Origin of the sequence: Nostoc sp. (genome assembly GCF_036917095.1) — a bacterium.
Taxonomy (GTDB): domain Bacteria; phylum Cyanobacteriota; class Cyanobacteriia; order Cyanobacteriales; family Nostocaceae; genus Nostoc.
Genome location: NZ_JBALFH010000031.1, coordinates 191214 through 213772, shown reverse-complemented (window position 1 = coordinate 213772; position 22559 = coordinate 191214). Strand labels below are relative to the sequence as shown.

The window sequence follows — 22559 nt, the reverse complement described above, 5'->3', positions numbered from 1 at the left end:
GTGCGCTTTTCTAGATCCCGTGAAAAGTCAGATCCCAACTAAGGTTATTTCAGCGATGCCTACGGCTGCCTACGCATTTGCTATTTCAGCAAGAGCATTTGTTATTTCGGCGATCGCATTTGCTATATCAGCGTCAGCATTTGTTACTTCGGCGATCGCATTTGCCATATCAACGACAGCATTTATTACTTCGGCGATCCCTGTCACTAATTGCGTTTATCCCGAAATAATCGTTGCCAAGTTAATTCTTTTGTAGTCTCATCCCAATGCCAGCGTAATAAGTTAGCGGGTTGACTCTTGGCAATTCCTGGTAAACCAATTGCTTGTCTAGGTGCATTAGTAGCTAAAGCGATCGCACTTTCTACGTCACAAATTCCCCACTTCACCAAATTCTGCACTCCCACCAACAAGGGTAAAGTCGTCCCCGATAAAGTGCCATCCGCCAGTTGTGCCGTACCGTTTTTAACTTCAATTTGCCGACTATCCCAAGGATACACGCCATCGGGTAAACCCAAAGGTGCAAGAGCATCGCTGACAAGAAACAGCCCTTTTTCTTGATAGCTAGCGCGAAGTAAAATTTGCAGCATCGTGGGCGAAACGTGTTTACCATCAGCAATAAAACCACACATGACATCAGGATGAGTAATTGCTACTCCTAATAATCCTGGTTCGCGGTGATGTAATGCTGGCATGGCGTTGAAAGCATGGGTTACCATCGTTGCACCCTCCTCAAAGGCACGTTGTGCTTGGGCAGCTGTTGCCAGAGAGTGTCCTAAACTGACAGTAATCCCCAGAGAACGCAAATATGGAATTACTTCACCTGTCAAATCTAACTCCGGCGCTAAGGTGATGACTTTCACAACATGGGCATAATCTCCTAAAACCCGCTTTACCCGATCGATTGTTAAGGGTAACAAGTACTCTGTTGGGTGTGCGCCGCGCTTTTGCAGATTCAAAAATGGGCCTTCTAGATGTACTCCAAGAATCTTGGCATCTGCTTGTTGACTGGGGAGAACCTCAGCAATAATTGCAAGCGATCGCTGAATCTTTTCTACCGAAGTTGTCACAAGTGTCGGTAAAAATCCATCTACCCCGACATCCCACAAAAATTGCCTTATTTTCTGGAGTATATGAGCATTTTCAGCCGTCAAATCAGGAAATGCCAAACCCAACGCACCGTTAATTTGCAAATCAACGCCGCCTAAAGAAATCCAGTCGCCTGCAACATTTACTAAAGGCGCACGGCTGTACGCCTCTACTGTACTCATTGGCAAGATTTGCTCAATTATGCCCTCTTGATTAACCAAGAGCATCTGCAAATCTTTGTAACCAGGCACTCTAGCATTGATAATATCTACAGGATTTTGCGTTGCTTGGGTCATCACACTGGCGAGAAGATAGCTAAATCTGATTTTAGATGCAACTAACATCAATGAATCAATTAAAACCACACCAATAGATGAGATGATAATCGGCATCACCTAGCTTCCATAAGCTAGCTCAAATAATTTTGAATTTTGAATTTTGAATTATTATGACTCCCATAGTTGGTATTATCATGGGCAGCGATTCCGATTTGCCCACCATGAAAGATGCGATCGCAGTTTGTGAAGAATTTGGCGTTGAAAGCGAAGTGGCGATCGTTTCTGCTCATCGCACCCCAGAACGCATGGTGCAATATGCTCAACTTGCACACCAACGCGGTATTAAGGTTATTATTGCTGGTGCTGGTGGTGCTGCCCATCTGCCTGGAATGGTAGCGTCTTTAACTCCACTTCCTGTGATTGGTGTTCCTGTGGCCACTCGTAACTTACAAGGTGTTGATTCTTTGTATTCTATTTTACAAATGCCTGGTGGTATTCCTGTGGCAACAGTAGCGATCGGTAATGCCAAAAATGCCGGACTTTTAGCAGTACAAATCCTCGCAACTGGGCAACCAGAATTACTAGAAAAAGTACAACAATATCGCCAAACTCTATGTGAATCAGTAATTGCAAAGCAAGCAAAACTAGAAGAATTAGGCTATGAACAATATTTGCAGCAGATGGTTTAAGATAATCCGTAAAAAAATCTTAACGGCAGAGTAGGGTAGCAAAGGAGCAACAAGTCTTTTCTCAATGACCAATGACAAATGACAAATGACAAATGACAAACCAAACTATTCGTGTTGTTGCCCGTATTATTGCTTTGCCTAACAAAGTAGAAGAAGTAAAAGCTGTACTGTTGGAACTGATTGAGCCAACCCGACAGGAAGCAGGTGCGATCGAGTATGAACTTTTGCAAAACCAGTACGATCCAACAGACTTTACTTTTGTAGAGAAGTGGATCTCTGATGAAGCCCTGAATACTCATCTAGATTCACCCCATCTCCAAGCGGGAGCTGCCAAACTAGAAGGTTTAGTGACTATAGCACCAGATATCCGTCGCTACCATCTTTTGGAATAGTGTCATCTTGCTAACTTGAAGCAGACTCTTTATTTTGGGAACTCCAAAAATTAAATTACTCAATTCCTCCATCCAAGAGGACTAGCACATATCTTCTTCCTCTGCCTCCCCTGCTCCCCCTACCTCCCCTGCTCCCCCTGCCCCCCTCCTCCCCCAGCGATTGATTATTTTTTTATTTGGAAGTCCCTTTTGGGGATGATTTGGAATATTTCAGCTTTAAATTCCAAGATTGAAGCGATCGCTCCAGAATCAATGCAGCATTCTGAAGTATCTTGATCCTGAGGCCTTAGTCAAAATTGAGAGCTACAACATCCATGTGCCAATTGCTCGGAATGAACTGCAATGTTCCAACGGATATTTGCTTTTCTTTTGAAGGGTTTTCTGCACGGGGAGGAAAAACGGATCATCATAGCGATGGCTGGGGCATTGCTTTCTTTGAAGGAAAGGGATGCCGGATGTTTTTAGATGCCCAACCTTCTGTTGCTTCTCCGGTAGCGGAGTTTGTCCGGAGTTATCCCATCCACTCAACCCATGTCATAGCCCATATCCGCAAAGCCACTCAGGGTGAAGTTGCCTTACACAACTGCCATCCTTTCCGCAGAGAATTGTGGGGTCAGTATTGGGTGTTTGCCCACAATGGTAATTTGCCAAATTTTGAACCGGAAAATTTGGGCTTTTATCAAGCTGTAGGTGACACCGATAGTGAAAAAGCATTCTGTATGATGCTAGAAACATTGCGATCGCGCTTTCCTGAGGGTAAGCCTGACATAGAGGAACTGTACCCGGTGCTGCAAGAAATTACTGCTGTTATTGCAAAGGTGGGTATATTTAATTACCTGTTATCAGATGGAGTCCACTTTTTTGCTTATTGTTCAACCAACCTCAGCTACATTGTTCGCCAAGCGCCCTTTGCAGCGGCCCATTTAATTGACCAAGACATGACCGTAGATTTTCGGGAGGTGACTACTGAACGCGATCGCGTCGCTGTCATTGCTACCACACCCCTCACTGACAACGAAATTTGGACACAAATCGAACCGGGAGAATTACTAGTTTTTCAGGACGGATTACCTCTGAAATATGCATTCAGTTAAAAATAAGTATTTGCTCAATTTTCCCATTTAGATAATTTCTAGATGGGTTTTATTTTTTATGCTTTTCATATTGAGTAATTTAACCAAGTCATTTTCTCCTCCTGCCTCCCCTCATCCATCATTTTTGGGTTGGTCGAGTACTAGTCTCTGGTTAAGAATACCCTCCAATAGACTGTCCTCAAAAATTAGCTATTCTCTAGCAATTTGCTTGATACACTAGGTAGCCAAATGTAATGACAACTTGATAGCTGAAAGTCAAAGCATTGTAATTGCTCACAGAACTGCTAAAATCACCATATTCTTGGTAAAGAATGTGAGGTTTGTTGGTGTTTGCAACTAGATACATGAAATAATCCAGTATGATAAACACTATATAACTGTATTCCCATCAATTATCTGTAGTTTTAGCGGAGGAAATAAAATGAGTTTGTGGCAACGCCCACTGAAAAGGTTACAAGCGATGGCTGAACATAGAACCAATCGGTTCAGACTAAATTCGCTCAAAGGCTTTGTATCGCTCTTTTTGGTAGGGACTGTTTTGAGTGTGGCGCTTGCTGCCTGCTCTGGTGGAACTGCGAATAATTCTTCCTCTGAAACCCCTACCGCTAGTCCTGTTGCTGCAAGCAAGGATAATGTTGAATTAACTCTGGTTTCCTTTGCTGTTACCAAAGCGGCTCATGAAGCAATTATTCCTAAATTTGTAGAACAGTGGAAAAAAGCTCATAACCAAACTGTCACCTTCAAGCAAAGCTATGGCGGATCTGGTTCCCAAACTCGCGCCGTTATCGATGGTTTGGAAGCAGATGTTGTCCACTTGGCACTAGCTGGAGACACCTCAAAGATTGAGAAGGCTGGATTGATTCAGCCCGGATGGGAGAAAGAAGTTCCCAACAATGGTATTGTCTCCAAATCAGTTGCAGCATTAGTAACTCGTTCAGGCAATCCTAAAGGCATCAAGAACTGGGAAGATTTAGCAAAAGATGGTGTAAAACTGATTACTGCTAACCCCAAAACGTCAGGCGTTGCTAAGTGGAATTTCTTAGCACTATGGGATTCTGTGATTAAAACAGGTGGCGATGAGGCTAAAGCTACTGAATTTGTAACTAAAGTTTACAAAAATGTGCCAATCTTGCCTAAAGATGCGCGGGAAGCTACTGATACATTTGCCAAGCAAGGGCAGGGAGATGTCTTAATCAACTACGAAAACGAAGTTATTTTGGCACAGCAAAAGGGTGAGAAGGTTGAGTATGTCGTTCCCGATGTGAATATATCCATTGACAATCCGATCGCTGTGGTGGATAAGAACGTCGATAAGCATGGAACCCGCGAAGTTGCTGAAGGTTTTGTGAAATACCTCTATAGCCCAGAAGCACAGCAAGAGTTTGTCAAATTGGGATTCCGTCCTGTGGATGAAACTATAGCTCAAACTAAAGAAGTTACAGACAAATTTCCCAAGGTGAAAACTTTAGGTACAGTTGCAGACTTAGGCGGTTGGGAAGCAATTGATAAGAAGTTCTTCGCAGATGGGGGCCTGTTTGACAAAATTCAAGCCAAAAAATAAACGGTAACTAAATAATTCGTAATTATAATTCGTAATTACGCTCTCTACGAGACGCTACGCGAATGGCGATAAGCAAGCTACTTAATCCGTAGAGTGTGGGCAACTCCTATAAGTAATTACGAATTAACAATTACGAATACTGACAAAAATTTCTTTTGAATTTTGAATTCGGAGCGAAACGACGTGACAACTGTATCTCCTTCTGTGGAAGTTGAACGCAAAACACCGTTCTGGAAGAGATTGGGGCGGGTTCCTTGGACTTGGCGAATCACCATAGGATACCTGACAGTGATGTTGTTTATCCCCATAGTTGCCATGTTCCTCAAAGCAAGTACGGAACCTCCGGCGAGATTTTGGGCGATCGCAACCAGTGAGATCGCATTAGCAACATATAATGTGACTTTTGTGACAGCAATATTTGCTGCTCTGCTCAATGGCGTATTTGGTACTCTAATTGCTTGGGTTTTGGTTCGCTATGACTTTCCCTTTAAACGCTTGATTGACGCCACAGTAGATTTACCCTTTGCGCTGCCAACATCGGTAGCCGGGCTAACTCTGGCAACAGTTTACAGCGATAATGGCTGGCTAGGTTCGCTACTAGCACCACTGGGAATTAAAGTAGCTTTTACCCGCACGGGAGTAGCGGTGGCAATGATATTTATCTCACTACCTTTTATCGTGAGAACTGTGCAACCCGTGCTTCAGGAAATGGAACATGAAATTGAAGAAGCCGCCTGGTGTCTGGGTGCTTCTCAATGGCAGACCTTTTGGAAAGTGATTTTACCGCCATTATTTCCGACAATTTTAACTGGTGTTGCCTTGGGTTTCTCCCGTGCAGTTGGGGAGTATGGTTCCACCGTGATTATTTCTTCCAATACGCCCTATCAAGATTTGATCGCACCTGTGCTGATTTTCCAGCGCTTAGAGCAGTATGACTATTCTGGTGCAACAGTAATTGGCATAGTTTTACTATCAATTTCGTTGGTACTGCTATTGGCAATTAATTTCTTACAAGCATGGGCAAGGCGATATGACAGTAGATAAGCCAAGTTTTCACTCATCTGCATCTGATACACATACAGCCAAGCCTAAAGAGCAGAAAAGTTGGGTGCCAATAGTTTTAATTGGTATAGCGATCGCCTATTTAGCGCTAGTTCAATATATCCCGGCAATTAACGTTTTTGTTCAAGCCTTTAGTAAGGGTGTTGGGCCGTTTTTGTCCAACCTGACGCGACCAGCTTTTCTCCATGCAGCTTGGTTAACACTGTTGCTGGCTGTGATTTCTCTGCCTTTAAATACGGTATTCGGTTTATGTGCAGCTTGGGCGATCGCTCGTCATAAATTTCCCGGACGCGCCATAGTTTTGAGCATTATTGACTTGCCCTTTTCCATCTCGCCCGTAGTCGCAGGATTGATGATTGTGCTACTTTACGGACGCAATGGCTGGTTTGGCCCTTGGCTCCAGGCACATGATATCAAGATAATCTTTGCCTTTCCAGGTATGGTGCTGGCTACAGCCTTCGTGAGTATGCCCTTTGTGGCGCGGGAAGTGATTCCCGTTTTAGAAGAATTTGGTAAGGATCAAGAAGAAGCTGCTAGAACTCTAGGTGCAAAAGATTGGCAGATATTTTGGCGTGTCACCTTACCTAGCATCCGTTGGGGCTTACTCTACGGATTAATTTTGACCAATGCTAGAGCAATGGGTGAATTCGGGGCAGTTTCGGTGGTATCTGGGAACATTGCTGACCAAACCCAGAGCCTACCACTGTTTGTAGAAGATGCTTACAAACAATACGAAACCGAGGCTGCTTTCTCTGCGGCTGTACTGTTAGCATTGCTAGCAGTAGTAACCTTGGTGCTCAAAGAAATTTTAGAACGGAAAACCCGCATTAAAGATGTTGAATAGGTTAGGTATGGGTCATTGGGCATTGGTTATTAATTATTCTCCTCTGCCCCCAGCCCCCAATCCCCTTGATGGTAACAATCATGACTAGTGACAATACACTTACCAATAAACGGATTCGACTAAGAATTCCCAAGGACTATCACCAGGAACCTGTAATTTCTCGCCTGGTGTCTGACTATGGACTGACTGTGAATATCACCGCAGCAATTTTGGGAGCCAATGCTGTTGGTGATGGTTGGTTTGACCTTGAACTACAAGGAACAGATGCACAAATCCAGAGCGCATTAACCTATCTCCGCGACTTGGAGTTGGAAGTTTGGGATGAGACTAAAGCAAGTGATTGGTAAAGTAGTTTGATTGCCGTTCGCTAATTTTTCAAATTAGAACGTAGACTTGACAATATCTCTTTTTAGAGGTATTTAAGCATAGATATCCATAGGCGATCGCTCCGTCAAAATCAGCTCTGAAAAGGTGCGATCAGCACTCCTATCTCTTTAATATTTACCCAAAGAGCAGAGCAATCGCACTCCATTATTCACAGAGAAGCGATTGCATCCTTTGACTCTTTCACAAAAAAAAAGCGCTTTTGGGGCTGAAATGAAGGGCTATCGCTTCAATATTTAGTTTTGAATTATGGCTACTAGCGGAAGAAGGATTTCATTTTGTCCCCAACCCCAGAAAAGAAACTGCCTACATTATCAAAGCTAGTTTTTAAAACATTATCTACCTTATTTCCCTGTCCAAGAAGATCAGCACCCAGGTAAACAGTATCAATAACTGTACTTGTAAGTGATGCTGCCATTACTCCAGCAAGAGGAGTGCCAAATATACCTACAACGACACCTACAGCCAAACTAGCCCCTGCTTTGAAATATGCTCTTCTTTTTTCCTCTGGAGTTTTAGCCGTGACTAAATCTACAGCTGTGAACCCCAGACTTAATCCAGGAACTACTCGCTTAGTGAGAAATTTGGCTACAGGTTTGCTAGACTTTATCAGTTTTGGCAAGAAAGGCAGTGTTTTGTTAATTCTTTTAGAAAAGGTTTGAAAAGTTTTGATAACTGGACGCGCTTTTGTAGTTATAAATTTGGCTATTTTCGCCTCTAAGCGTCCATTTTGGCTTCTGAGAAAGTATTTCCTAGCTGCAACTACAGTTCGAGTCATTAAGCGTGAAACCTTTTGCTTACTCCCAAGAGCGAATTTATTAAAATTGTTGATTTTGCGACTCCAATCATAAACAATCTTTGTTGTTCCTTTAGAACTTGTAAGCTGGCGAATTAGCTGAGAACCTTGGTATATACGTTTCGCTCCACCATATATACTTTGAGCTGTCTTAGCTTTCTTAAAAGTATCGTAAAAAGCATATCTACCATCAGGCTGAACGTACAAAATTCCCTTAGCAAAGTGATAGACAGCAACACCATTACTGATGTTACTTCTAACTGGGTTACCTAATACACCTATTTTTTTAGAAAGTTGATTGATAATACCTTGAAGTTGTTCTTGTTTGCGGCGTTCTTCCTCAGCACGACGACGAGCTTCTTCCTCAGCACGACGACGAGCTTCTTCTTCAGCACGACGACGAGCTTCTTGTGCCTGTTCTGGAGTATTATCAACATAAAGAGCAGATACCCAGTTATTAGTCCCAGCAATCTTATACCAACGACTGCTGCCACCACCTGGCATATTAGGATCTGAAACCCAACTGCCATTGTTTTCATAAGCATCAAAATTAATGGCATCTCCAGGATATTTGTAGCCAATTGCTGAGTAGTTCTGTCCCGGGCCAGAACGTATCCTTAACCATCCTGTTTGTCTGACATATCCAGAATTTATTATCCGTCCGGTGAAAGTTGGCACGAAAACCGAAACTGCACGCTCTCCTGGAGTAACTTGACCTTCGCCATCCCAAGTCAAAGGAGATAGTAGAGGCTTAGGCTGATAAGCTTCTGGCTGAGTATGTTTAGCTAGTTCTACTGCTGTTGCAATGTTAACAAGACCTGCCCCGGTTTCTTCATCCCAACCAGGCGTACTTAGATCGACAGCAGTCTGTTTGAGAATTTCTTTAACTTGTAAGTAGCTTAAATGAGGATTGGCAGCCCAAACTTGGGAAACTGCACCTGTAACCTTAGCAGCAGCAACGGATGTACCAGCCATTTCACCAATACCAAAATCAAAGGGTATGGAGAAATCACTATTAGTTAAAGTTGACAAATCTAAATCATCTGCTGTCTGTGCTGATGAAGTTTCTAATGACTCTGCTAAAGCTGCAAGCAAAGTCTCAGATACCTCTTCGTCCTCAAAAGCTTTGAAAAATTGACCGATCGCATCCAGCAAACCCTCAGTAAATTCAGGTTCAAGCTCGTTGAGATCAAACCATACATTATCTGGATCGAGGTAATCAGAGAGCAGTTTTTGGATTTCTGCGATCGCTTCTTCATAGGCTTGTTTCTCTTCGGAAGTCAGATCCTCTAGCAGATCGAGAACGTCAGTTTCAGATTCTTTAGTATCGCAATAACACCCAAATACTTCTTCAGAAAAGTCGTTGGTTATAGCATCCACCTCATCTTCTGATGTTTCATCATCCTCGGTCAGCAGATTCAGATCGGCTCCTTCACCTACCGTCGATATTATAGGCTCATCAGCCGTACCCCCAGGTGCTACTAAGTCTAATCCATCCCCATAACTAGAGTATTCAGCGCGTTTGTTGTTCCAGTCGATCGACCCAACAGTAATAATATTGTCAAATTCCTGAGAAGCTTGACCGAGGGCAGACATAGTTCCCCCATCGTTTCCAGCTGCGACTACAACGATTACCGCGTTTTGACGGGCATATTCTAATGCCTCTCGTTCTTGTGGAGTTAGTTCATAGCGTGTTGTTACGCTACCATCGGGGTTAGTTTGAGTCAGGTCAAAGCTGAGGTTAACTACGCCATTTGGTTGTCCAGATGCTTTAAATTCATCGACAAATTCTCGTAATGATTCTGCCCATTTACCCGAACCAATGGCACGACCTACCCAAACTGGTGCTTGGTCATTAATACCATCAATGCCAATGTCGTTACCTTCTGTAGCGCTAATAATCCCTAAAACATGAGTGCCGTGTTCGCTGCCTTCACCATCTGCCAGTAAAGGATTATTGTCATTATCAACTAAGTCTCTTCCCAACTTCACCCGACTGTAATCAATATCTGGATTATTGGCATTAAATCCTGTATCAATAACCCCAATTAAAGGCTGATCTGACTTTTTAAAATTAAATTTAGGAGGTCTATCTGTCCCCAACGGGTCAAAAGGCAATATAGGGACAGTAGAATTTACATCTGGAAGCTCAAAATTAGGCCAACCAGATGTACCAGCACTAACGCCAGGATGATTACCAGATCCTGGTGATGGTGAATCTAGAGGACAAGCATCTGGACTGTCCAGTATTGATACATTTTCAGTAAATGAATTTGTAGATACTCCCGGATTATCAAAAAATGGTAAAGGCTGAGAACTAGGGTCAACCAGCCAATCACTCATTACTTGATGATCTAATAAGGAAATATGTGGTTGATTTAGTAATTCTAAGCTATTTGGATCTAGTGCTTGTAATAAATCACTTTGACTAAAATCAATTTCCGAACCTGGAACAGTATGTAAATCAATTAAAAATGGGTCAGGCGAATTTTCTCCACCACCGACAAGAACACTAGGAGTAATAATATCATCTAAAGCAAAACTTTTACCTTGCCATACTTCTCTCGGTTTTGATTTTTTGGATTTTTTAGCCTTTTGACTCTTCTTTCCACCCAATCCAAATAGACTCATAAATGCACCCTTGAAAACAGTAAATAATTAATTGAGGTAGATGTATTAACGCTAGCTAATTGCCATACGTATGGCTGTTTGCCCCGTATTAGCCAGTTCATTTAACTGGCACTTTTTTAGATTATTTCCGTGGGATCAATTAACTGGAATTCTAAAGATGGAGAAAGAGAATGATAATTTTCTTCACTCTGTTCATTATTTAATGTATGGAAAGTATTAATTGGCGGACAAGTATTATTATTTAAGCCATCAACTTTTTTTCTCAGTCGCTGCTTGAGTAAATATCCTCCACCTAAAATTCCAAAAGCTAATATACCTATAAAAGGATAAGGCTCAGGAACAGATGTTTTGCAGAGAGCAGAAGGTTTATAATAATTACCTGCGCGTGAAGGCTCGACATTTATTAGCCAAATGAGAGACGTTACTCCTAACACACTTGCAAATAAAACAGTTCTAGTGATTTTTAGGTGAGAAAATTCCATGATTTTTACTTTCCTCTCGATAATAGTGTTTAGAATTTAATTCAACTACTTTCCTGGAAAAAATGGTGTATATAAATGCCATATCCAAAAAAATAAGTTAACCAAAAGCCAGGTGATATAAAGTAAAGAAGCAGGAGCATAAACCGCTAGAATTCCTATATCTTCAGTGCGTTCTGGACTATCTTCTCTTCGCCATAGTTGACCATAATATACAAATGACCTTTTACGTAAATGGTTAATTCCAGTCATGGCTTCTAGCAAATAATAGCCATCAAATTTATTAAGTGGATTGAGATTAATAGCTAAGGTAAATTGGGCTGCTAGCATTAATAAATAAGTAGGTTTATAAAACAAATTTCCTGGCGTTAATATACTCCATAAACACAATGCAATTCCCCAAATAACTAGTTGACAAATTATCCCTGCTGCCATGACTAAAGTACGTTGCCTTCGTTTAACTAAGCCATAAGCATCGGTGGTATTGGTGTATGCTCCTGGTAACAGACAGATAAACATTAGTCCTATGTCTAAAACAACACCTTTATAATGCTTCAATGTGAAAGCATGGCCAAGTTCGTGAATAGATACTACCAACATCATCAGCAAGGCAAAAGGAATTATTAAACTATAACCTTGACTATTCCATAACTCCTGCCCCAGGTTATAAATTCTTTCTTGTTTTGAAAAAGCAATGACAGTAGTAAAGCCTAAAAATATGCAGAGTAAGAACGAAAACTCTGTTGTGAAAATAAACCTGATTTTATTAATATTGCAGTTGAGCCAATTATCGGGATTAAATAGGCGAAACTTAAAAAACAGTAGTTGTAATATGCTAAATTGTTTTTTATATTTTGGTGGATCGATCCCTGCCAACATTCCTTTAGCTGCTAAGTTTTGCAACAATTCTTGCAGATACTGAGGGCTAATTTTATATTTAGCCGTAATATTTTCCACGGGTAAGTTACCTAATTGCAAAATTAGGTTTTTATCATAATTACTTACTTGCATATAAGCAATATTATCTAGATTTTGCAGCCGTAATAACCAATATTCATCTGTGTGCCATATCCACTGCACAGTGTTTTTTAGCCGATGCAGTTTTATATTTTTAGTGATTTGTTCAGCACTTAAGTTTTGTATTTCATTCTTTTTGGGGATGGACAATACTCTCAAATCAGACAATTTTTCCAATAGCTGTATGATGAAAGTAGAGTCAATTTCCTCGCCAAATTTGTGTTGACAATTTTCCTGAACCTGTTTGACTGTCAAGGTTCCATCAAAATGCTTTAGTGCGTAGCCTTCATTTGCAGAAAATAGAAATTTCTGCTCTGTTTTAAGTGCTTGTAAAAGCACTTGTTCTGAGTCAGATACAGAAAGTATTTGCCAGTGAATTTTAAGATTTGGGCAAAGCCAATCTTGACAGGTGGCTAGATTGAAATTTGAATTTTCTGGTAGATGCATATTCTAACTACGGTAGGTTATGAAAGTTTTTCTCTCTTATGGACAGATTGAATGCAAACGTAGGCAGAATAATATTTTGGATATCAATAGCAATAGATAAGCGATCGCAATAGTGTGACCACTACTGTAATTAGTAGTAGTGTTGCAACACTTTCTTTTTGCCTAACAAGACAATTGTTATAAATCTAAGAAGAATCTGTTTGGAAACTCTATGTTTAAGCGCGTATCTGATACATCAGAACACTGCATCTCTCAGTGATAACCGACTTACATTGCTAAATGGATATTGCTAATGTGAAGCTTGGGCAAAAGTAAATAAAATTTTACTAAAAATAATATGGGTGGTAAGGGGCGACTATACCAAAAAGGTGCGGAAGTAGTGGTGCGATGATGACCTTGCTAGTTCCATACTAAAGACTAAGCTTTCGTTTATAAATCACAGATATAAGAAATTGTCAATTGTTTCGGATCAAATTACTTCAGATAAGTTGAGCATACTTTAAGTGAATTTACCCATTGTTTTTTTGCGGACTTTATGCGAATCTCCTTTACATAACGATAAAATACATTAATTCGATAGAGTTACAGTAGTTTAACAAGAGCCAAAAATATGAAAATCTGTATCAGCATGACATTCAAGCAGGCACAGTTGAGTCGTAGGGGCACGGCATCAGCAAGATTCTCTGCCAAACCGAAAGATTACGTAGCCGCAGCCCAATCTAGGCATCGCTATTGGGAATTAATCTGATGTCTCAGAATAAATCTGTAGAACCCGCTTCAGTCCACAGCCGCATTCTCGTGCCTCAGCGTTATCACAAGCAACCTGTAATTTCCCGATTGGTTTCTCGTTATGGTTTAACCGTCAATATCAAAGCTGCATCCCTGACATCAGACAGTGACAGCGACGGCTGGTTTGATTTGGAACTTTCAGGCAATCCCCAAAAACTGACAAATAGCCTATCTTACTTACAAGGATTGGGAGTGAATTTGCTGGAATTAGCGATCGCTAACCACATTCAACCCAACCAACACTCTCTACCTTTCCCAGATCCAGCTAGCATCAGTCCCAAAGACTCTGCATGGCTGACAAATCAATGGCAAGAACAATTTCAGCAATGGATTTCTCTGGGTCAAACCAATCGATTGCGTTTGCAACTGTGCGTCTTAAAATCTTATTACGAAGAACCAGTGATTTCCGAGTTAGTTTCTCGTTATGGACTAACAGTCAATATCACCAGTGCAGTACTTCAACCCAATACGGAAGATGACGGTTGGTTTGATTTGGATTTGTGGGGGCGAACAAAGCAACTCTACTCTAGCCTGAGTTATTTAGAAAAACTGGGGCTACCAATTTGGCTGGATTTATCTAGCGTTTATAGCGATGTCTACGACGGGCTACGCCTACGCTAATTAATAAAATCGTCAATATCCAATGGCAGCATTAAATAACCGTCAAACCAATTCCCAAACCAGATTATCAGTGGTTCCTTCAGTCTATACAAAAAGCCAAGTCACTCAGATTCGTCTGCGGATACATATTCCCAAATGCTATCTGCAAGCGCCTGTGATTTCGCAGTTAATTTCTGCTTATGGCTTGGTAGTTAATATTACTAAGGCTATTCTAGAACCAAATACAGATGGAGAAGGATGCTTTGACATTGAACTGCGGGGAACAGTGCCACAAATTTGTAGCGGTCTGGCTTACCTGGAATCTCTGAATTTGAGAATTGTGGGCAAGCCGAATGCTGACGGCGATAGCTGGTCTTGCTGAAATAATCTAAATTTCGTAGTACCAAATTTCTTCTTCTCGCAACACAATTCGATGCAGGGAAAGACGATTAATCAAGCCCTCTTGTTCAAACTGCCCAAGAACACGAGTAATCGTCACACGAGTTGAACCAAGCATTTCTGCCAAGTCTTCATGAGTCAGACGCATATCTATTAAACGTCCCTTCTCAACTTCCGAACCAAACTTTTTGGATAACCATGCCAACAGCTTGATGAGCATAGTATCCACTTTTTTATGGCTACGAATGATCATCAATTCTTGAGCCTGTTGGATATGGGCAAGTAGAGTTTCTGTTAGGTGAGTCCACTCCTCGAAAGGTAAGACTGTCGCTTCTACTTTAGTTAGGCATTCCATCTGATAAGGTTCTAATTTTGACAAAGACTTCCCAACGACATCTCCAGGGCCCCACAATCCTAGAGCGACGGTTGTACCATCTTCAAGATAGGTAAAAGTCCTGACAAAACCCTTTTCAATCTTCCAAAGTCCGTTATGATGCTCTGGCAGAAATGACCTACGCGCAAAAAGTTGATTAGTATTATTACTTGTTGAGCTAGATAAGCTTGTGTACAAAGACACCATATTATATAAAGCTATTCTCCGATAAACTAACCGTAGTATTATATTTATATCAGGTTCTAAGAACCTATGGGTATTTTAAAGAGGGCAATGGAGAAGAAGCAGAGGGGCAAGGGGGAGAATTAAAAATTAATTAACTCTTACTCTTTCTCCTCTGCTCCCTGCCCCCTGCTCCCCTGCCTCTTCCCTTAGATTCCTGCACCATCAAGAAAATCTTCAATTATCCCATCAGAATTTTTGCACTTAGGGTTGTCGGTTGGTTCGTTGTCAAGCTCAGTTGGGGAAAAACTTGATTGTTCCAACTCCTCGAACTGTTTCTCTAGAGACTTGACGCGTTCAAATAAAGCGCGGATTACTTCAGCTTCTACATCGCGTACTTTATCGTGATCCAGAACATTGGTAGCTAGGTTGTTCTGACGAGTCACGCGCCCTGGAATCCCAACTACGGTAGTGTTACTGGGCACATCTCGTAGCACCACAGAACCGGCTCCAATACGGACGCGATCGCCAATTTGAATATTTCCCAATACCTTTGCACCCGCTCCCACAACTACATGAGAGCCTAAAGTTGGATGGCGTTTACCGCTTTCTTTCCCAGTCCCGCCAAGGGTGACGCCTTGATAAATCAGGGCATAGTCGCCGACGATCGCTGTCTCACCAATCACTACTCCCATACCGTGGTCTATAAATACTCCCTGGCCAATTAATGCCCCAGGATGGATTTCAATCCCAGTTAAAAACCTACTAATATGAGAGATAAACCGAGGTATGAAGGGAATTCCAATTTTATGCAGCCAGTGTGCTAATCGATGGAATATTAGCGCTTGCAGTCCAGGGTAACAGAACAATACTTCTAGCCAGTTCCGGGCTGCTGGGTCACGCTCAAAAATGGTTCGCAAATCAGTTAGTAGCATACTCTGTTGAGGTTTTCGTTGGTAGGTGAGGCTCTGAAAACAGAAACTCAGGATAATTCCCACAAAAAGATTAAGTCATTCATGGGAATTGTGTAGGATAATAATCTACGGTAAATCGATAGTGTATAGTGCATTTGTGGGTAGTTAAGTGGGATGCTATCACATTCCACACTCTAAGAAAATTAATTTCGCATAAACTGCGATAAGTCCCCCAATTCACCGTAGTATATTGAGTACAGTCTTGAATAGCCAAAACTACGCTCTTTTGGATCTGTCTTCCAAAGTGGAATACGCGCTGCTAGCACTCTTAGAACTGGCAAGCCACCACGGGAAAAAACTTCCTCTAACTATGAGCGAGATCGTTGCCAAGCAACCCATACCTGAGCGCTATCTGGAACAAATTTTGACCAACCTCCGGCGTGCTGGTGTGGTGCAGAGTCAACGCGGCTCTAAAGGAGGTTTCGTTTTAGTTCGCGAACCTTGGCAGATCACTTTGCTTGAAATTGTTACTTTGGTAGAAGGCGAGCGGAAAGAGAAAGATACCTCTGACTCTCCGACTCTGGAAAAGACTCTGGTTTATGAAGTTTGGGAGCAAGCTAACGCTGCTTCAATTGAAGTTTTGGGTAGCTATACACTCCAAGACTTGTGCCAGGAAAGAGAGACTCGCGCACAGCAAAGTCCGATGTATTATATTTAGACACGAGGGAGTACACACATGCGGATAGCGAAAGATATCACAGAGTTAATCGGACGGACTCCTTTAGTTCAATTAAACAAGATTCCCCAAGCTTCAGGAGCGGTTGCTCGGATTGTGGTGAAGCTAGAAAGCATGAATCCAGCATCTTCTGTGAAAGACCGGATTGGTGGGAGTATGGTGGAAGCGGCAGAGGAAGCAGGCTTGATTCACCCTGGAAAAACCGTTTTAGTAGAGCCGACTTCTGGAAATACAGGAATTGCGCTGGCGATGGTAGCGGCCGCCAAGGGGTACCATCTTATTCTAACGATGCCTGACACAATGAGCCAGGAAAGACGATCCATGCTCAAAGCTTATGGCGCTCAATTAGAGTTAACGCCAGGGGTAGAAGGGATGCGAGGAGCGATCGGTCGTGCAGAGCAGATTTTAGCTCAAACGCCCAATGCTTATATGTTGCAGCAGTTCCGCAACCCCGCTAACCCGAAAGTCCACGCCCAAACTACAGCAGAAGAAATTTGGGATGATACCGATGGAGAGGTAGATATTCTCGTGGCGGGAGTGGGTACTGGTGGGACGATTACGGGAGTTGCAGAAGTTATTAAAAAACGGAAGCCGAGTTTCCAAGCGATCGCAGTTGAACCAAGCAACAGTCCGGTATTAACAGGTGGTAAATCAGGGCCTCACAAAATACAGGGTATTGGCGCGGGATTTGTCCCAGCAATTTACCGTCCAGAAGTGGTAGATGAAGTGATTCAGGTAGCGGATGAGGAGGCGATCGCTTACAGCCGTCGTCTAGCAAAAGAAGAAGGATTGCTATCGGGGATTTCTACTGGCGCTGCTTTATACGCGGCTATTAAAGTGGCACAGCGACCAGAAAATGCAGGTCGTTTAATCGTCATGATCCAGCCTAGCTCCGGCGAACGCTACCTCAGTACCTCACTGTTCAAAGATCCAGAAGAAAATGAGTGGTTGAGTAAAGTTTGATTTTGCATACCAATTTTAGATTTTGGATTCTCCCGCAGATGAGTCGTCTTTCTTGAAATCAATTATTTAGATTTTGGATTTGAGATTTTATTCTCGTCCAAAATCTCCGAAATTCTGAGCTAAACCTCATCGAGGTTGAAACCAGTAGTTTTTACAGTATTGGCTGAAAAGTTCATATACCAAAGGCTACATATTTAAACTGACTGTTGAAATAGCTCCAGTTTTCAAGATGGACGTGGTTTAAGTAAGTCTTAGCTTCAGACTTCTCTCAAAATCTAATACCAATTTTAAAAATGATTGTGACAGATGCGACAAAAAGCTATTCACTAACTATTTCACAACCTAAAATCTAAAATCTAAAATTACGTGTTAAACTGCTAAACTCTAACTTAGGTAAAAAGTTAAGCTGCGATAATTAAGGTCAAAAAAATCTTATTGATGTCATAGCGATCGCCAACTGATTATGAACATCGTAATCTGGTCTGCATTTATCATTTTGATACTGGTGTTGCTGTATGTATGGTATCGTCACCGTGTCGTTAAACGAAACCCACCACAGACAGCACTGGCATCATTTAGCACATCACAGTCTTCTGTTTTTCCATCCCTACAATCACAGTTGCGCGAACTTGTGAAGATTGCATGGACAACAGAGCAATCCTTCCGGCATCCGCAGTTTTTGCTGAATTTGGGGGATTTTGCCCATACCACTGCACCAGATCAAGTTGTTGAAGTTTTGATCCGCCATGCGAAACGGGTTACACCAGGGTTTCAGGTTCCATATATGGTGCCACGTGTACTCGTGACATCAATACCATTCGCAGCTGGAATGTTTGAGGAGGACGAAGAAGGTTGGGTTACCATCAAAGTTAGTTCGGATTTATTTCAAGATAAATTGGCAGCGCAAGCCATTCTGGCGCACGAAGTATGTCACTATATTTTGAGCAATTCTGGAATCCGTAAAAGTAGTTTTGAAATAAATGAACGCTATACAGATTTGTGTATGTTTGTCTGTGGGTTTGGAGAGATATTTCTTGCAGGATACAAACGTCAACCAGCACAGAATGATTACCGTCCAGGGCATCATTTAGGTTATCTGACAGATGCAGAATATCAATTTGCTCATCAATACGTGATGCAACTCCGCCAATCTAAGGAACTAGCACCTCCCTCTGAATTAGATATAGTTAAAAAACGATTGCGACAACTCCTTTATAGTGATGAAAGCGCCTGCGAGCGAAATATTGAAGCAGAACGCAGACGAAGTCCACATAAATCGGAAATGGAACTTTATCGTGATGCCATTGCTCGGCTCGAAAGGGATCGTGGACGGTAGTTAAATGGAGTACATCAGCGCGTAACTCCTAATGGTATAAAATTGGTTTGTTGGTCACTTACTTGAATTTTCGCCAATTTCATCGGCACTTTGATGATTTTTCACCAAAATTATCAAACAGAAACAACTAGCAGCTAGCTTTATTAAGCTCAAAGCTTCACTTTTTAATACAATAAAAGCGCCTAATCCTATAAGAACAAAAGGCACAATATTATTAATGTAGCGAGTCAATACATCAGCTATGACTCTGTTGTTAGTTAATTTGTATGCAACGTAGCACCAAACTCCTAACAATAGAAAAAATAATCCGATAATTACCAAAAAACTCTCTAAGTTGCTGCTAGCAAATAAAGGCACATAGACACTAATATTATCGCTACCATTGGCAATTGTAACGGCTGCTACACTATAAGCTTGGGGAGAAAAAAAACTAGTAAATGTTGATGCTTCAGTTTCTTCTGTTGCAGCTATAATTTCTTCTGATGAATCTTCTTCTCGATTCACTAAGCTGCTGATACCTATGGACATTGGTAGTAAACCAAGTAATCCAATCCAGCTTTTTGATAAAACTAATCCCCCAAATAAACCAGGAAGACTCAGAATTAACAGAACCGTAAAACCAAGAAACTGACCAGTAACTATATGCCGGGGGCGAAAGTTAGCATTTATTTGAGAAAAAAACAATAATAGAATGACGATATCATCAATATTAGTGGCAATGAACGCGATCGCCCCTGTAGTAATTGCAGTAAGTAACTCGTTCATATTTTAAGAGAAACATAGACATGCTTTTATATTGCAACAGGCTACCGCGTTCGTATTCGTATTGGCAAAGCCTCTCTTAGAGAATGTTTCTCTGCAATGCCAAACACTACATTTGAATTTTGGCAATAAACCTCGTGAATCGTTGAAATTCCTTGAATAATTACTTTGTCTATTTTAAAGCTTAGTTGTACTAGAAGGTTAATTTGGTATGGTGAGAAATCGTAGGTTCTAAAAATCCAGCATGAGTAAGCTAGGGACAGCCTTCAGTGAAGGGATAATTGCCTTCATCGCCACTAATATCGATGACATCATTATTTTGCTAGTACTTTTCTCACAGGTAGATGTTAATTTTCGACGACGGCATATTTTACTCGGTCAATATCTGGGTTTTACAGCCATTATCATCGCTAGCTTACCAGGATTTTTTGGTGGATTGGTCGTACAGCGAGAATGGATAGGATTGCTAGGACTGCTACCAATCGCAATTGGAATTCAACAATTAGTATCTAGAAAAGAAGAAACAATAACAGTTCAGACAGTCAGTAGTGATTTTAGTCAGTCCACACCTACTAACCCCGTGTTGTCTTTTATTTTGAGCGTTTTGCATCCCCAAACCTATAAAGTGGCAGCAATAACTGTTGCTAATGGTGGTGACAATATTAGTATATATATTCCTTTATTCGCTGGTCACGATCTTGCCAGCTTGGGAGTAATTCTAAGTATATTTTTTGTCATGGTAGGGGTTTGGTGTGCGATCGCTTATTTTTTAAGCCGTCAACCTACCATTGCTTATATTTTAAGTCGCTACGGTAAAGCTATCGTACCTTTTGTGTTAATTGGCTTGGGTCTGTTCATTATGTATGAACGAGGTACATTTACTCTACTACCTTGGCTGAGAAGTTAATCAATGTTAGATGCGGGATTTGGAATTGAAAATCTCAAATTGCTTGCTTATACCTGATGAACTAATTTCCAACTCACCATCATCAAGATGGCGTAAATGATAAACCGTAGTGGGCGTTGCGGAGCTATCTGGCAGATTTTAGCACCTAGTAACACTCCTGGAACAGAGCCTATCCATATAGGCAGTACCAAACTCCAATCAACTGTTCCCAAACTGAGGTGACCGAGGGCTGTAAACAGCAGTAAAATTGCTGCGTGTGAAATATCTGTACCCACTAACTTCCGTGCATCAAGGCGGAAAAACCCAATCAGCACTAGGGCAAACATTGAACCTGATGAGACGCTTGTTAGACCGACCAAACAGCCTAAAATTGCTCCCAAAGTGATTGTTAGGAAGCGCCCAAAGTTAGTTTCTAAGTTTAATTTTGGCAGTTCGGGTAAATTAAATTTGGGGAAAAAAGTCAATAACAACAATTGCACTAGTGCTAACACTGTAACTAGCAAAATCATCCCGCCAAGCAAACGGAGCAAGATGTTATCTAGGTTATACTCACCTGTACGTTTAAGGAAGTGCAAAATCCCCACCCCGAAGAGTGAGCCTGGAACGCTCCCGAATGCCAGCCATTTGACAACTTCTGTATCAAGGGTTTTCTGTTCCCAATGCTTGACGCTACCAACAATCTTCATCAATGTGGCAGCTACAACATCAGAACTCACAGCGATGGAAGGCGGAACTTGAAAAACAAAAATCAACATTGGCGTGATGAGAGAGGCTCCGCCAATTCCCGTCAAACCAACGATAATGCCAACAAAAAAGCTTAAGAACGGTAGTAATAGATAGTGCATACTCTTCGGGGGTTTCAACAATCAGTTATCAGTTATCAAAGTCCTGTTGAGTCTCCCACTTCTATAAGTGAGCAGCGTCGGTAAGGGTTGATTAATTCCCCAAACGAAGCCTTGATAACTGTTCACTGACTTAACTACGAGCAGTTAGAGAGCAGCAAACTCAGCCAAACTATAGCCCAGTGGTAGACAGGGCTAGTTATGACAAGTTATTGCGTTTCTCAAGGATTCCTGGACAACTTAAAACCTGTGTGGAAGTTTTTGTAAGCATGACGACTGGCGTTTAGCTCAAACAGACTTTGATAACTGCTTATTGGTCAGTCGCTCTGCTCAACTCAACTTCTAACTAGGTTTTTCTACAGTTTTACATATAAAACCACGTAAGGCGATGCACTTACCGTATTTTACTCGTAAGTATGATTAAACGTCTAGCGTATTCGCGTTGTATATTGTTCAATTATCTGGATAATACACCGCAGTCAGTCAAACTCCCTACGGACTGGTTACTCAAAAAATTACCTACAAGTTAGTAAGCATAGGGATAATACCAAACTTTGTAGAGACGCGATATATCGCATTATGCTGCAATTAGGCAACATCCTGAAAGTGATTACAATACTCAAGGTCAATTCCGATTCCCTAATTTAATGACTCATGGAAAACTTTGTTTTTTGCAATCCAGTCAAAATCCTGTTTGGCAAAGGTCAAATCGCCAACATTGCTGCTCAAATTCCTGATAATGCCAAAATCCTGATTAATTATGGTGGGGTAGCATCAAAACTAACGGCGTCTATAACCAGGTGAAGTCTGCATTGGCAAACTTTGGCTATAGCCAATGCCTAGTACCGCAAGGCGGAATTAAAAATTAAAAATTAATACAGCGTAAGCATTTCATTGGTTTTGAATGGGTGGTTTATTTACGCCGTACTGTACTAGTTCTGTACCCAGTGCTGAAAAAAACTTGACTTACAAGCAACTATCATGATAATTTAAAT

General features: G+C 41.5%; 24 protein-coding genes and 1 pseudogene. 15 read left to right on the top strand and 10 right to left on the bottom strand.

Going from position 1 to position 22559, the window contains the following annotated elements; all coding sequences use genetic code 11:
* Positions 1-69 precede the first annotated feature (69 nt).
* Positions 70-207 (bottom strand): hypothetical protein, encoded by a 138-nt coding sequence (locus V7L01_RS15685; protein ID WP_335036199.1) that lies wholly within the window; start codon positions 205-207, stop codon positions 70-72.
* On the bottom strand, positions 207-1382 hold the full coding sequence (nagA, locus tag V7L01_RS15680) for an N-acetylglucosamine-6-phosphate deacetylase (protein WP_335036291.1): 1176 nt from the start codon (positions 1380-1382) through the stop codon (positions 207-209). The genes V7L01_RS15685 and nagA overlap by 1 nt, the downstream gene beginning before the upstream one ends.
* Positions 1383-1534: 152 nt before the next feature.
* Here nagA and purE point away from each other — a divergent pair, with 152 nt between their 5' ends.
* The 3 genes from purE to V7L01_RS15665 all read left to right on the top strand — a co-directional run bounded on the left by purE (position 1535) and on the right by V7L01_RS15665 (position 3539).
* Positions 1535-2053: a 5-(carboxyamino)imidazole ribonucleotide mutase gene (gene purE, locus V7L01_RS15675; RefSeq protein ID WP_335036198.1), complete on the top strand. Its 519-nt coding sequence runs from the start codon at positions 1535-1537 to the stop codon at positions 2051-2053.
* Positions 2054-2145: 92 nt separating this feature from the next.
* Positions 2146-2445 (top strand): putative quinol monooxygenase, encoded by a 300-nt coding sequence (locus V7L01_RS15670; protein WP_335036196.1) that lies wholly within the window; start codon positions 2146-2148, stop codon positions 2443-2445.
* Positions 2446-2759: 314 nt separating this feature from the next.
* The gene (locus V7L01_RS15665; protein WP_335036194.1) at positions 2760-3539 is read left to right on the top strand and encodes a class II glutamine amidotransferase; all 780 of its coding nucleotides are present in this window, start codon (positions 2760-2762) and stop codon (positions 3537-3539) included.
* A gap of 196 nt (positions 3540-3735) precedes the next feature.
* Here V7L01_RS15665 and V7L01_RS15660 read toward each other — a convergent pair whose 3' ends face one another.
* Positions 3736-3885: a hypothetical protein gene (locus V7L01_RS15660; protein WP_335036192.1), complete on the bottom strand. Its 150-nt coding sequence runs from the start codon at positions 3883-3885 to the stop codon at positions 3736-3738.
* Positions 3886-3960: 75 nt separating this feature from the next.
* On the opposite strand from V7L01_RS15660, the gene V7L01_RS15655 reads away from it, so the two are divergent.
* From V7L01_RS15655 to V7L01_RS15640, 4 genes are all read left to right on the top strand, one after another.
* Positions 3961-5100, top strand: coding sequence for a sulfate ABC transporter substrate-binding protein (locus V7L01_RS15655; protein WP_335036190.1), 1140 nt, complete (start codon positions 3961-3963; stop codon positions 5098-5100).
* Between the two features lie 183 nt (positions 5101-5283).
* Positions 5284-6144, top strand: a complete 861-nt coding sequence (gene cysT, locus V7L01_RS15650; protein WP_442936975.1) for a sulfate ABC transporter permease subunit CysT — start codon at positions 5284-5286, stop codon at positions 6142-6144.
* Positions 6131-7006, top strand: coding sequence for a sulfate ABC transporter permease subunit CysW (gene cysW, locus V7L01_RS15645; protein WP_335036188.1), 876 nt, complete (start codon positions 6131-6133; stop codon positions 7004-7006). The genes cysT and cysW overlap by 14 nt, the downstream gene beginning before the upstream one ends.
* A gap of 80 nt (positions 7007-7086) precedes the next feature.
* Positions 7087-7353 carry an NIL domain-containing protein gene (locus V7L01_RS15640; RefSeq protein WP_335036186.1) on the top strand — a complete coding sequence of 89 codons (267 nt, stop codon included), beginning with the start codon at positions 7087-7089 and terminating at the stop codon, positions 7351-7353.
* A 293-nt stretch (positions 7354-7646) separates the two neighbouring features.
* On the opposite strand, the gene V7L01_RS15635 is transcribed toward V7L01_RS15640, so the two are convergent.
* The 3 genes from V7L01_RS15635 to V7L01_RS15625 form a co-directional block, all read right to left on the bottom strand.
* Positions 7647-10817: a S8 family serine peptidase gene (locus V7L01_RS15635; RefSeq protein WP_335036184.1), complete on the bottom strand. Its 3171-nt coding sequence runs from the start codon at positions 10815-10817 to the stop codon at positions 7647-7649.
* Between the two features lie 116 nt (positions 10818-10933).
* Positions 10934-11299, bottom strand: coding sequence for a hypothetical protein (locus tag V7L01_RS15630; RefSeq protein WP_335036182.1), 366 nt, complete (start codon positions 11297-11299; stop codon positions 10934-10936).
* Between the two features lie 45 nt (positions 11300-11344).
* Positions 11345-12652, bottom strand: coding sequence for a site-2 protease family protein (locus V7L01_RS15625; protein WP_335036180.1), 1308 nt, complete (start codon positions 12650-12652; stop codon positions 11345-11347).
* A gap of 718 nt (positions 12653-13370) precedes the next feature.
* Between V7L01_RS15625 and V7L01_RS15620 the strand changes: the two genes are divergently transcribed.
* From V7L01_RS15620 to V7L01_RS15610, 3 genes are read left to right on the top strand one after another with little or no spacing between them, the layout of a single operon-like run.
* Positions 13371-13508 (top strand): hypothetical protein, encoded by a 138-nt coding sequence (locus V7L01_RS15620; protein ID WP_335036178.1) that lies wholly within the window; start codon positions 13371-13373, stop codon positions 13506-13508.
* Positions 13508-14170, top strand: coding sequence for an NIL domain-containing protein (locus tag V7L01_RS15615; protein ID WP_335036176.1), 663 nt, complete (start codon positions 13508-13510; stop codon positions 14168-14170). Before V7L01_RS15620 ends, V7L01_RS15615 begins: the two co-directional genes overlap by 1 nt.
* 22 nt (positions 14171-14192) lie before the next feature.
* Positions 14193-14531, top strand: coding sequence for an NIL domain-containing protein (locus V7L01_RS15610; RefSeq protein ID WP_335036174.1), 339 nt, complete (start codon positions 14193-14195; stop codon positions 14529-14531).
* A 6-nt stretch (positions 14532-14537) separates the two neighbouring features.
* Here V7L01_RS15610 and V7L01_RS15605 read toward each other — a convergent pair whose 3' ends face one another.
* Complete coding sequence (locus tag V7L01_RS15605) at positions 14538-15128, bottom strand: Crp/Fnr family transcriptional regulator (RefSeq protein WP_335036172.1); 591 nt, start codon at positions 15126-15128, stop codon at positions 14538-14540.
* Positions 15129-15313: 185 nt separating this feature from the next.
* Positions 15314-16039 carry a serine O-acetyltransferase gene (gene cysE, locus V7L01_RS15600; protein ID WP_335036170.1) on the bottom strand — a complete coding sequence of 242 codons (726 nt, stop codon included), beginning with the start codon at positions 16037-16039 and terminating at the stop codon, positions 15314-15316.
* A 214-nt stretch (positions 16040-16253) separates the two neighbouring features.
* On the opposite strand from cysE, the gene V7L01_RS15595 reads away from it, so the two are divergent.
* The 3 genes from V7L01_RS15595 (at position 16254) to V7L01_RS15585 (ending at position 19053) form a co-directional block, all read left to right on the top strand.
* Positions 16254-16736: an RrF2 family transcriptional regulator gene (locus V7L01_RS15595; protein WP_335036287.1), complete on the top strand. Its 483-nt coding sequence runs from the start codon at positions 16254-16256 to the stop codon at positions 16734-16736.
* Positions 16737-16754: 18 nt separating this feature from the next.
* On the top strand, positions 16755-17717 hold the full coding sequence (gene cysK / locus V7L01_RS15590; RefSeq protein WP_335036168.1) for a cysteine synthase A: 963 nt from the start codon (positions 16755-16757) through the stop codon (positions 17715-17717).
* A 463-nt stretch (positions 17718-18180) separates the two neighbouring features.
* Entirely contained in the window at positions 18181-19053 is an 873-nt protein-coding gene (locus tag V7L01_RS15585; RefSeq protein ID WP_335036166.1) for a hypothetical protein, read from the top strand.
* Positions 19054-19107: 54 nt separating this feature from the next.
* Here the strand turns inward: V7L01_RS15585 and V7L01_RS15580 are convergent, their stop codons facing one another.
* Positions 19108-19818, bottom strand: a complete 711-nt coding sequence (locus tag V7L01_RS15580; RefSeq protein WP_335036165.1) for a cadmium resistance transporter — start codon at positions 19816-19818, stop codon at positions 19108-19110.
* A gap of 241 nt (positions 19819-20059) precedes the next feature.
* Between V7L01_RS15580 and V7L01_RS15575 the strand changes: the two genes are divergently transcribed.
* Positions 20060-20722 (top strand): cadmium resistance transporter, encoded by a 663-nt coding sequence (locus V7L01_RS15575; protein WP_335036163.1) that lies wholly within the window; start codon positions 20060-20062, stop codon positions 20720-20722.
* 47 nt (positions 20723-20769) lie between these two features.
* On the opposite strand, the gene V7L01_RS15570 is transcribed toward V7L01_RS15575, so the two are convergent.
* On the bottom strand, positions 20770-21567 hold the full coding sequence (locus V7L01_RS15570) for a sulfite exporter TauE/SafE family protein (protein ID WP_335036161.1): 798 nt from the start codon (positions 21565-21567) through the stop codon (positions 20770-20772).
* A gap of 651 nt (positions 21568-22218) precedes the next feature.
* Here V7L01_RS15570 and V7L01_RS15565 point away from each other — a divergent pair.
* Positions 22219-22382: pseudogene (locus tag V7L01_RS15565) on the top strand (NADH-dependent alcohol dehydrogenase); the annotation flags it as partial.
* Positions 22383-22559 lie beyond the last annotated feature (177 nt).

Excerpts from the sequence above, each read along its gene's own strand:
- nagA (WP_335036291.1), bottom strand. The coding sequence starts at position 1,382 with ATGACCCAAGCAACGCAAAATCCTGTAGATATTATCAATGCTAGAGTG.
- purE (WP_335036198.1), top strand. The coding sequence starts at position 1,535 with ATGACTCCCATAGTTGGTATTATCATGGGCAGCGATTCCGATTTGCCC.
- V7L01_RS15670 (WP_335036196.1), top strand. The coding sequence starts at position 2,146 with ATGACAAACCAAACTATTCGTGTTGTTGCCCGTATTATTGCTTTGCCT.
- V7L01_RS15665 (WP_335036194.1), top strand. The coding sequence starts at position 2,760 with ATGTGCCAATTGCTCGGAATGAACTGCAATGTTCCAACGGATATTTGC.
- V7L01_RS15660 (WP_335036192.1), bottom strand. The coding sequence starts at position 3,885 with ATGTATCTAGTTGCAAACACCAACAAACCTCACATTCTTTACCAAGAA.
- V7L01_RS15655 (WP_335036190.1), top strand. The coding sequence starts at position 3,961 with ATGAGTTTGTGGCAACGCCCACTGAAAAGGTTACAAGCGATGGCTGAA.
- cysW (WP_335036188.1), top strand. The coding sequence starts at position 6,131 with ATGACAGTAGATAAGCCAAGTTTTCACTCATCTGCATCTGATACACAT.
- V7L01_RS15640 (WP_335036186.1), top strand. The coding sequence starts at position 7,087 with ATGACTAGTGACAATACACTTACCAATAAACGGATTCGACTAAGAATT.
- V7L01_RS15635 (WP_335036184.1), bottom strand. The coding sequence starts at position 10,817 with ATGAGTCTATTTGGATTGGGTGGAAAGAAGAGTCAAAAGGCTAAAAAA.
- V7L01_RS15630 (WP_335036182.1), bottom strand. The coding sequence starts at position 11,299 with ATGGAATTTTCTCACCTAAAAATCACTAGAACTGTTTTATTTGCAAGT.
- V7L01_RS15620 (WP_335036178.1), top strand. The coding sequence starts at position 13,371 with ATGAAAATCTGTATCAGCATGACATTCAAGCAGGCACAGTTGAGTCGT.
- V7L01_RS15615 (WP_335036176.1), top strand. The coding sequence starts at position 13,508 with ATGTCTCAGAATAAATCTGTAGAACCCGCTTCAGTCCACAGCCGCATT.
- V7L01_RS15610 (WP_335036174.1), top strand. The coding sequence starts at position 14,193 with ATGGCAGCATTAAATAACCGTCAAACCAATTCCCAAACCAGATTATCA.
- V7L01_RS15605 (WP_335036172.1), bottom strand. The coding sequence starts at position 15,128 with ATGGTGTCTTTGTACACAAGCTTATCTAGCTCAACAAGTAATAATACT.
- cysE (WP_335036170.1), bottom strand. The coding sequence starts at position 16,039 with ATGCTACTAACTGATTTGCGAACCATTTTTGAGCGTGACCCAGCAGCC.
- cysK (WP_335036168.1), top strand. The coding sequence starts at position 16,755 with ATGCGGATAGCGAAAGATATCACAGAGTTAATCGGACGGACTCCTTTA.
- V7L01_RS15585 (WP_335036166.1), top strand. The coding sequence starts at position 18,181 with ATGAACATCGTAATCTGGTCTGCATTTATCATTTTGATACTGGTGTTG.
- V7L01_RS15580 (WP_335036165.1), bottom strand. The coding sequence starts at position 19,818 with ATGAACGAGTTACTTACTGCAATTACTACAGGGGCGATCGCGTTCATT.
- V7L01_RS15575 (WP_335036163.1), top strand. The coding sequence starts at position 20,060 with ATGAGTAAGCTAGGGACAGCCTTCAGTGAAGGGATAATTGCCTTCATC.
- V7L01_RS15570 (WP_335036161.1), bottom strand. The coding sequence starts at position 21,567 with ATGCACTATCTATTACTACCGTTCTTAAGCTTTTTTGTTGGCATTATC.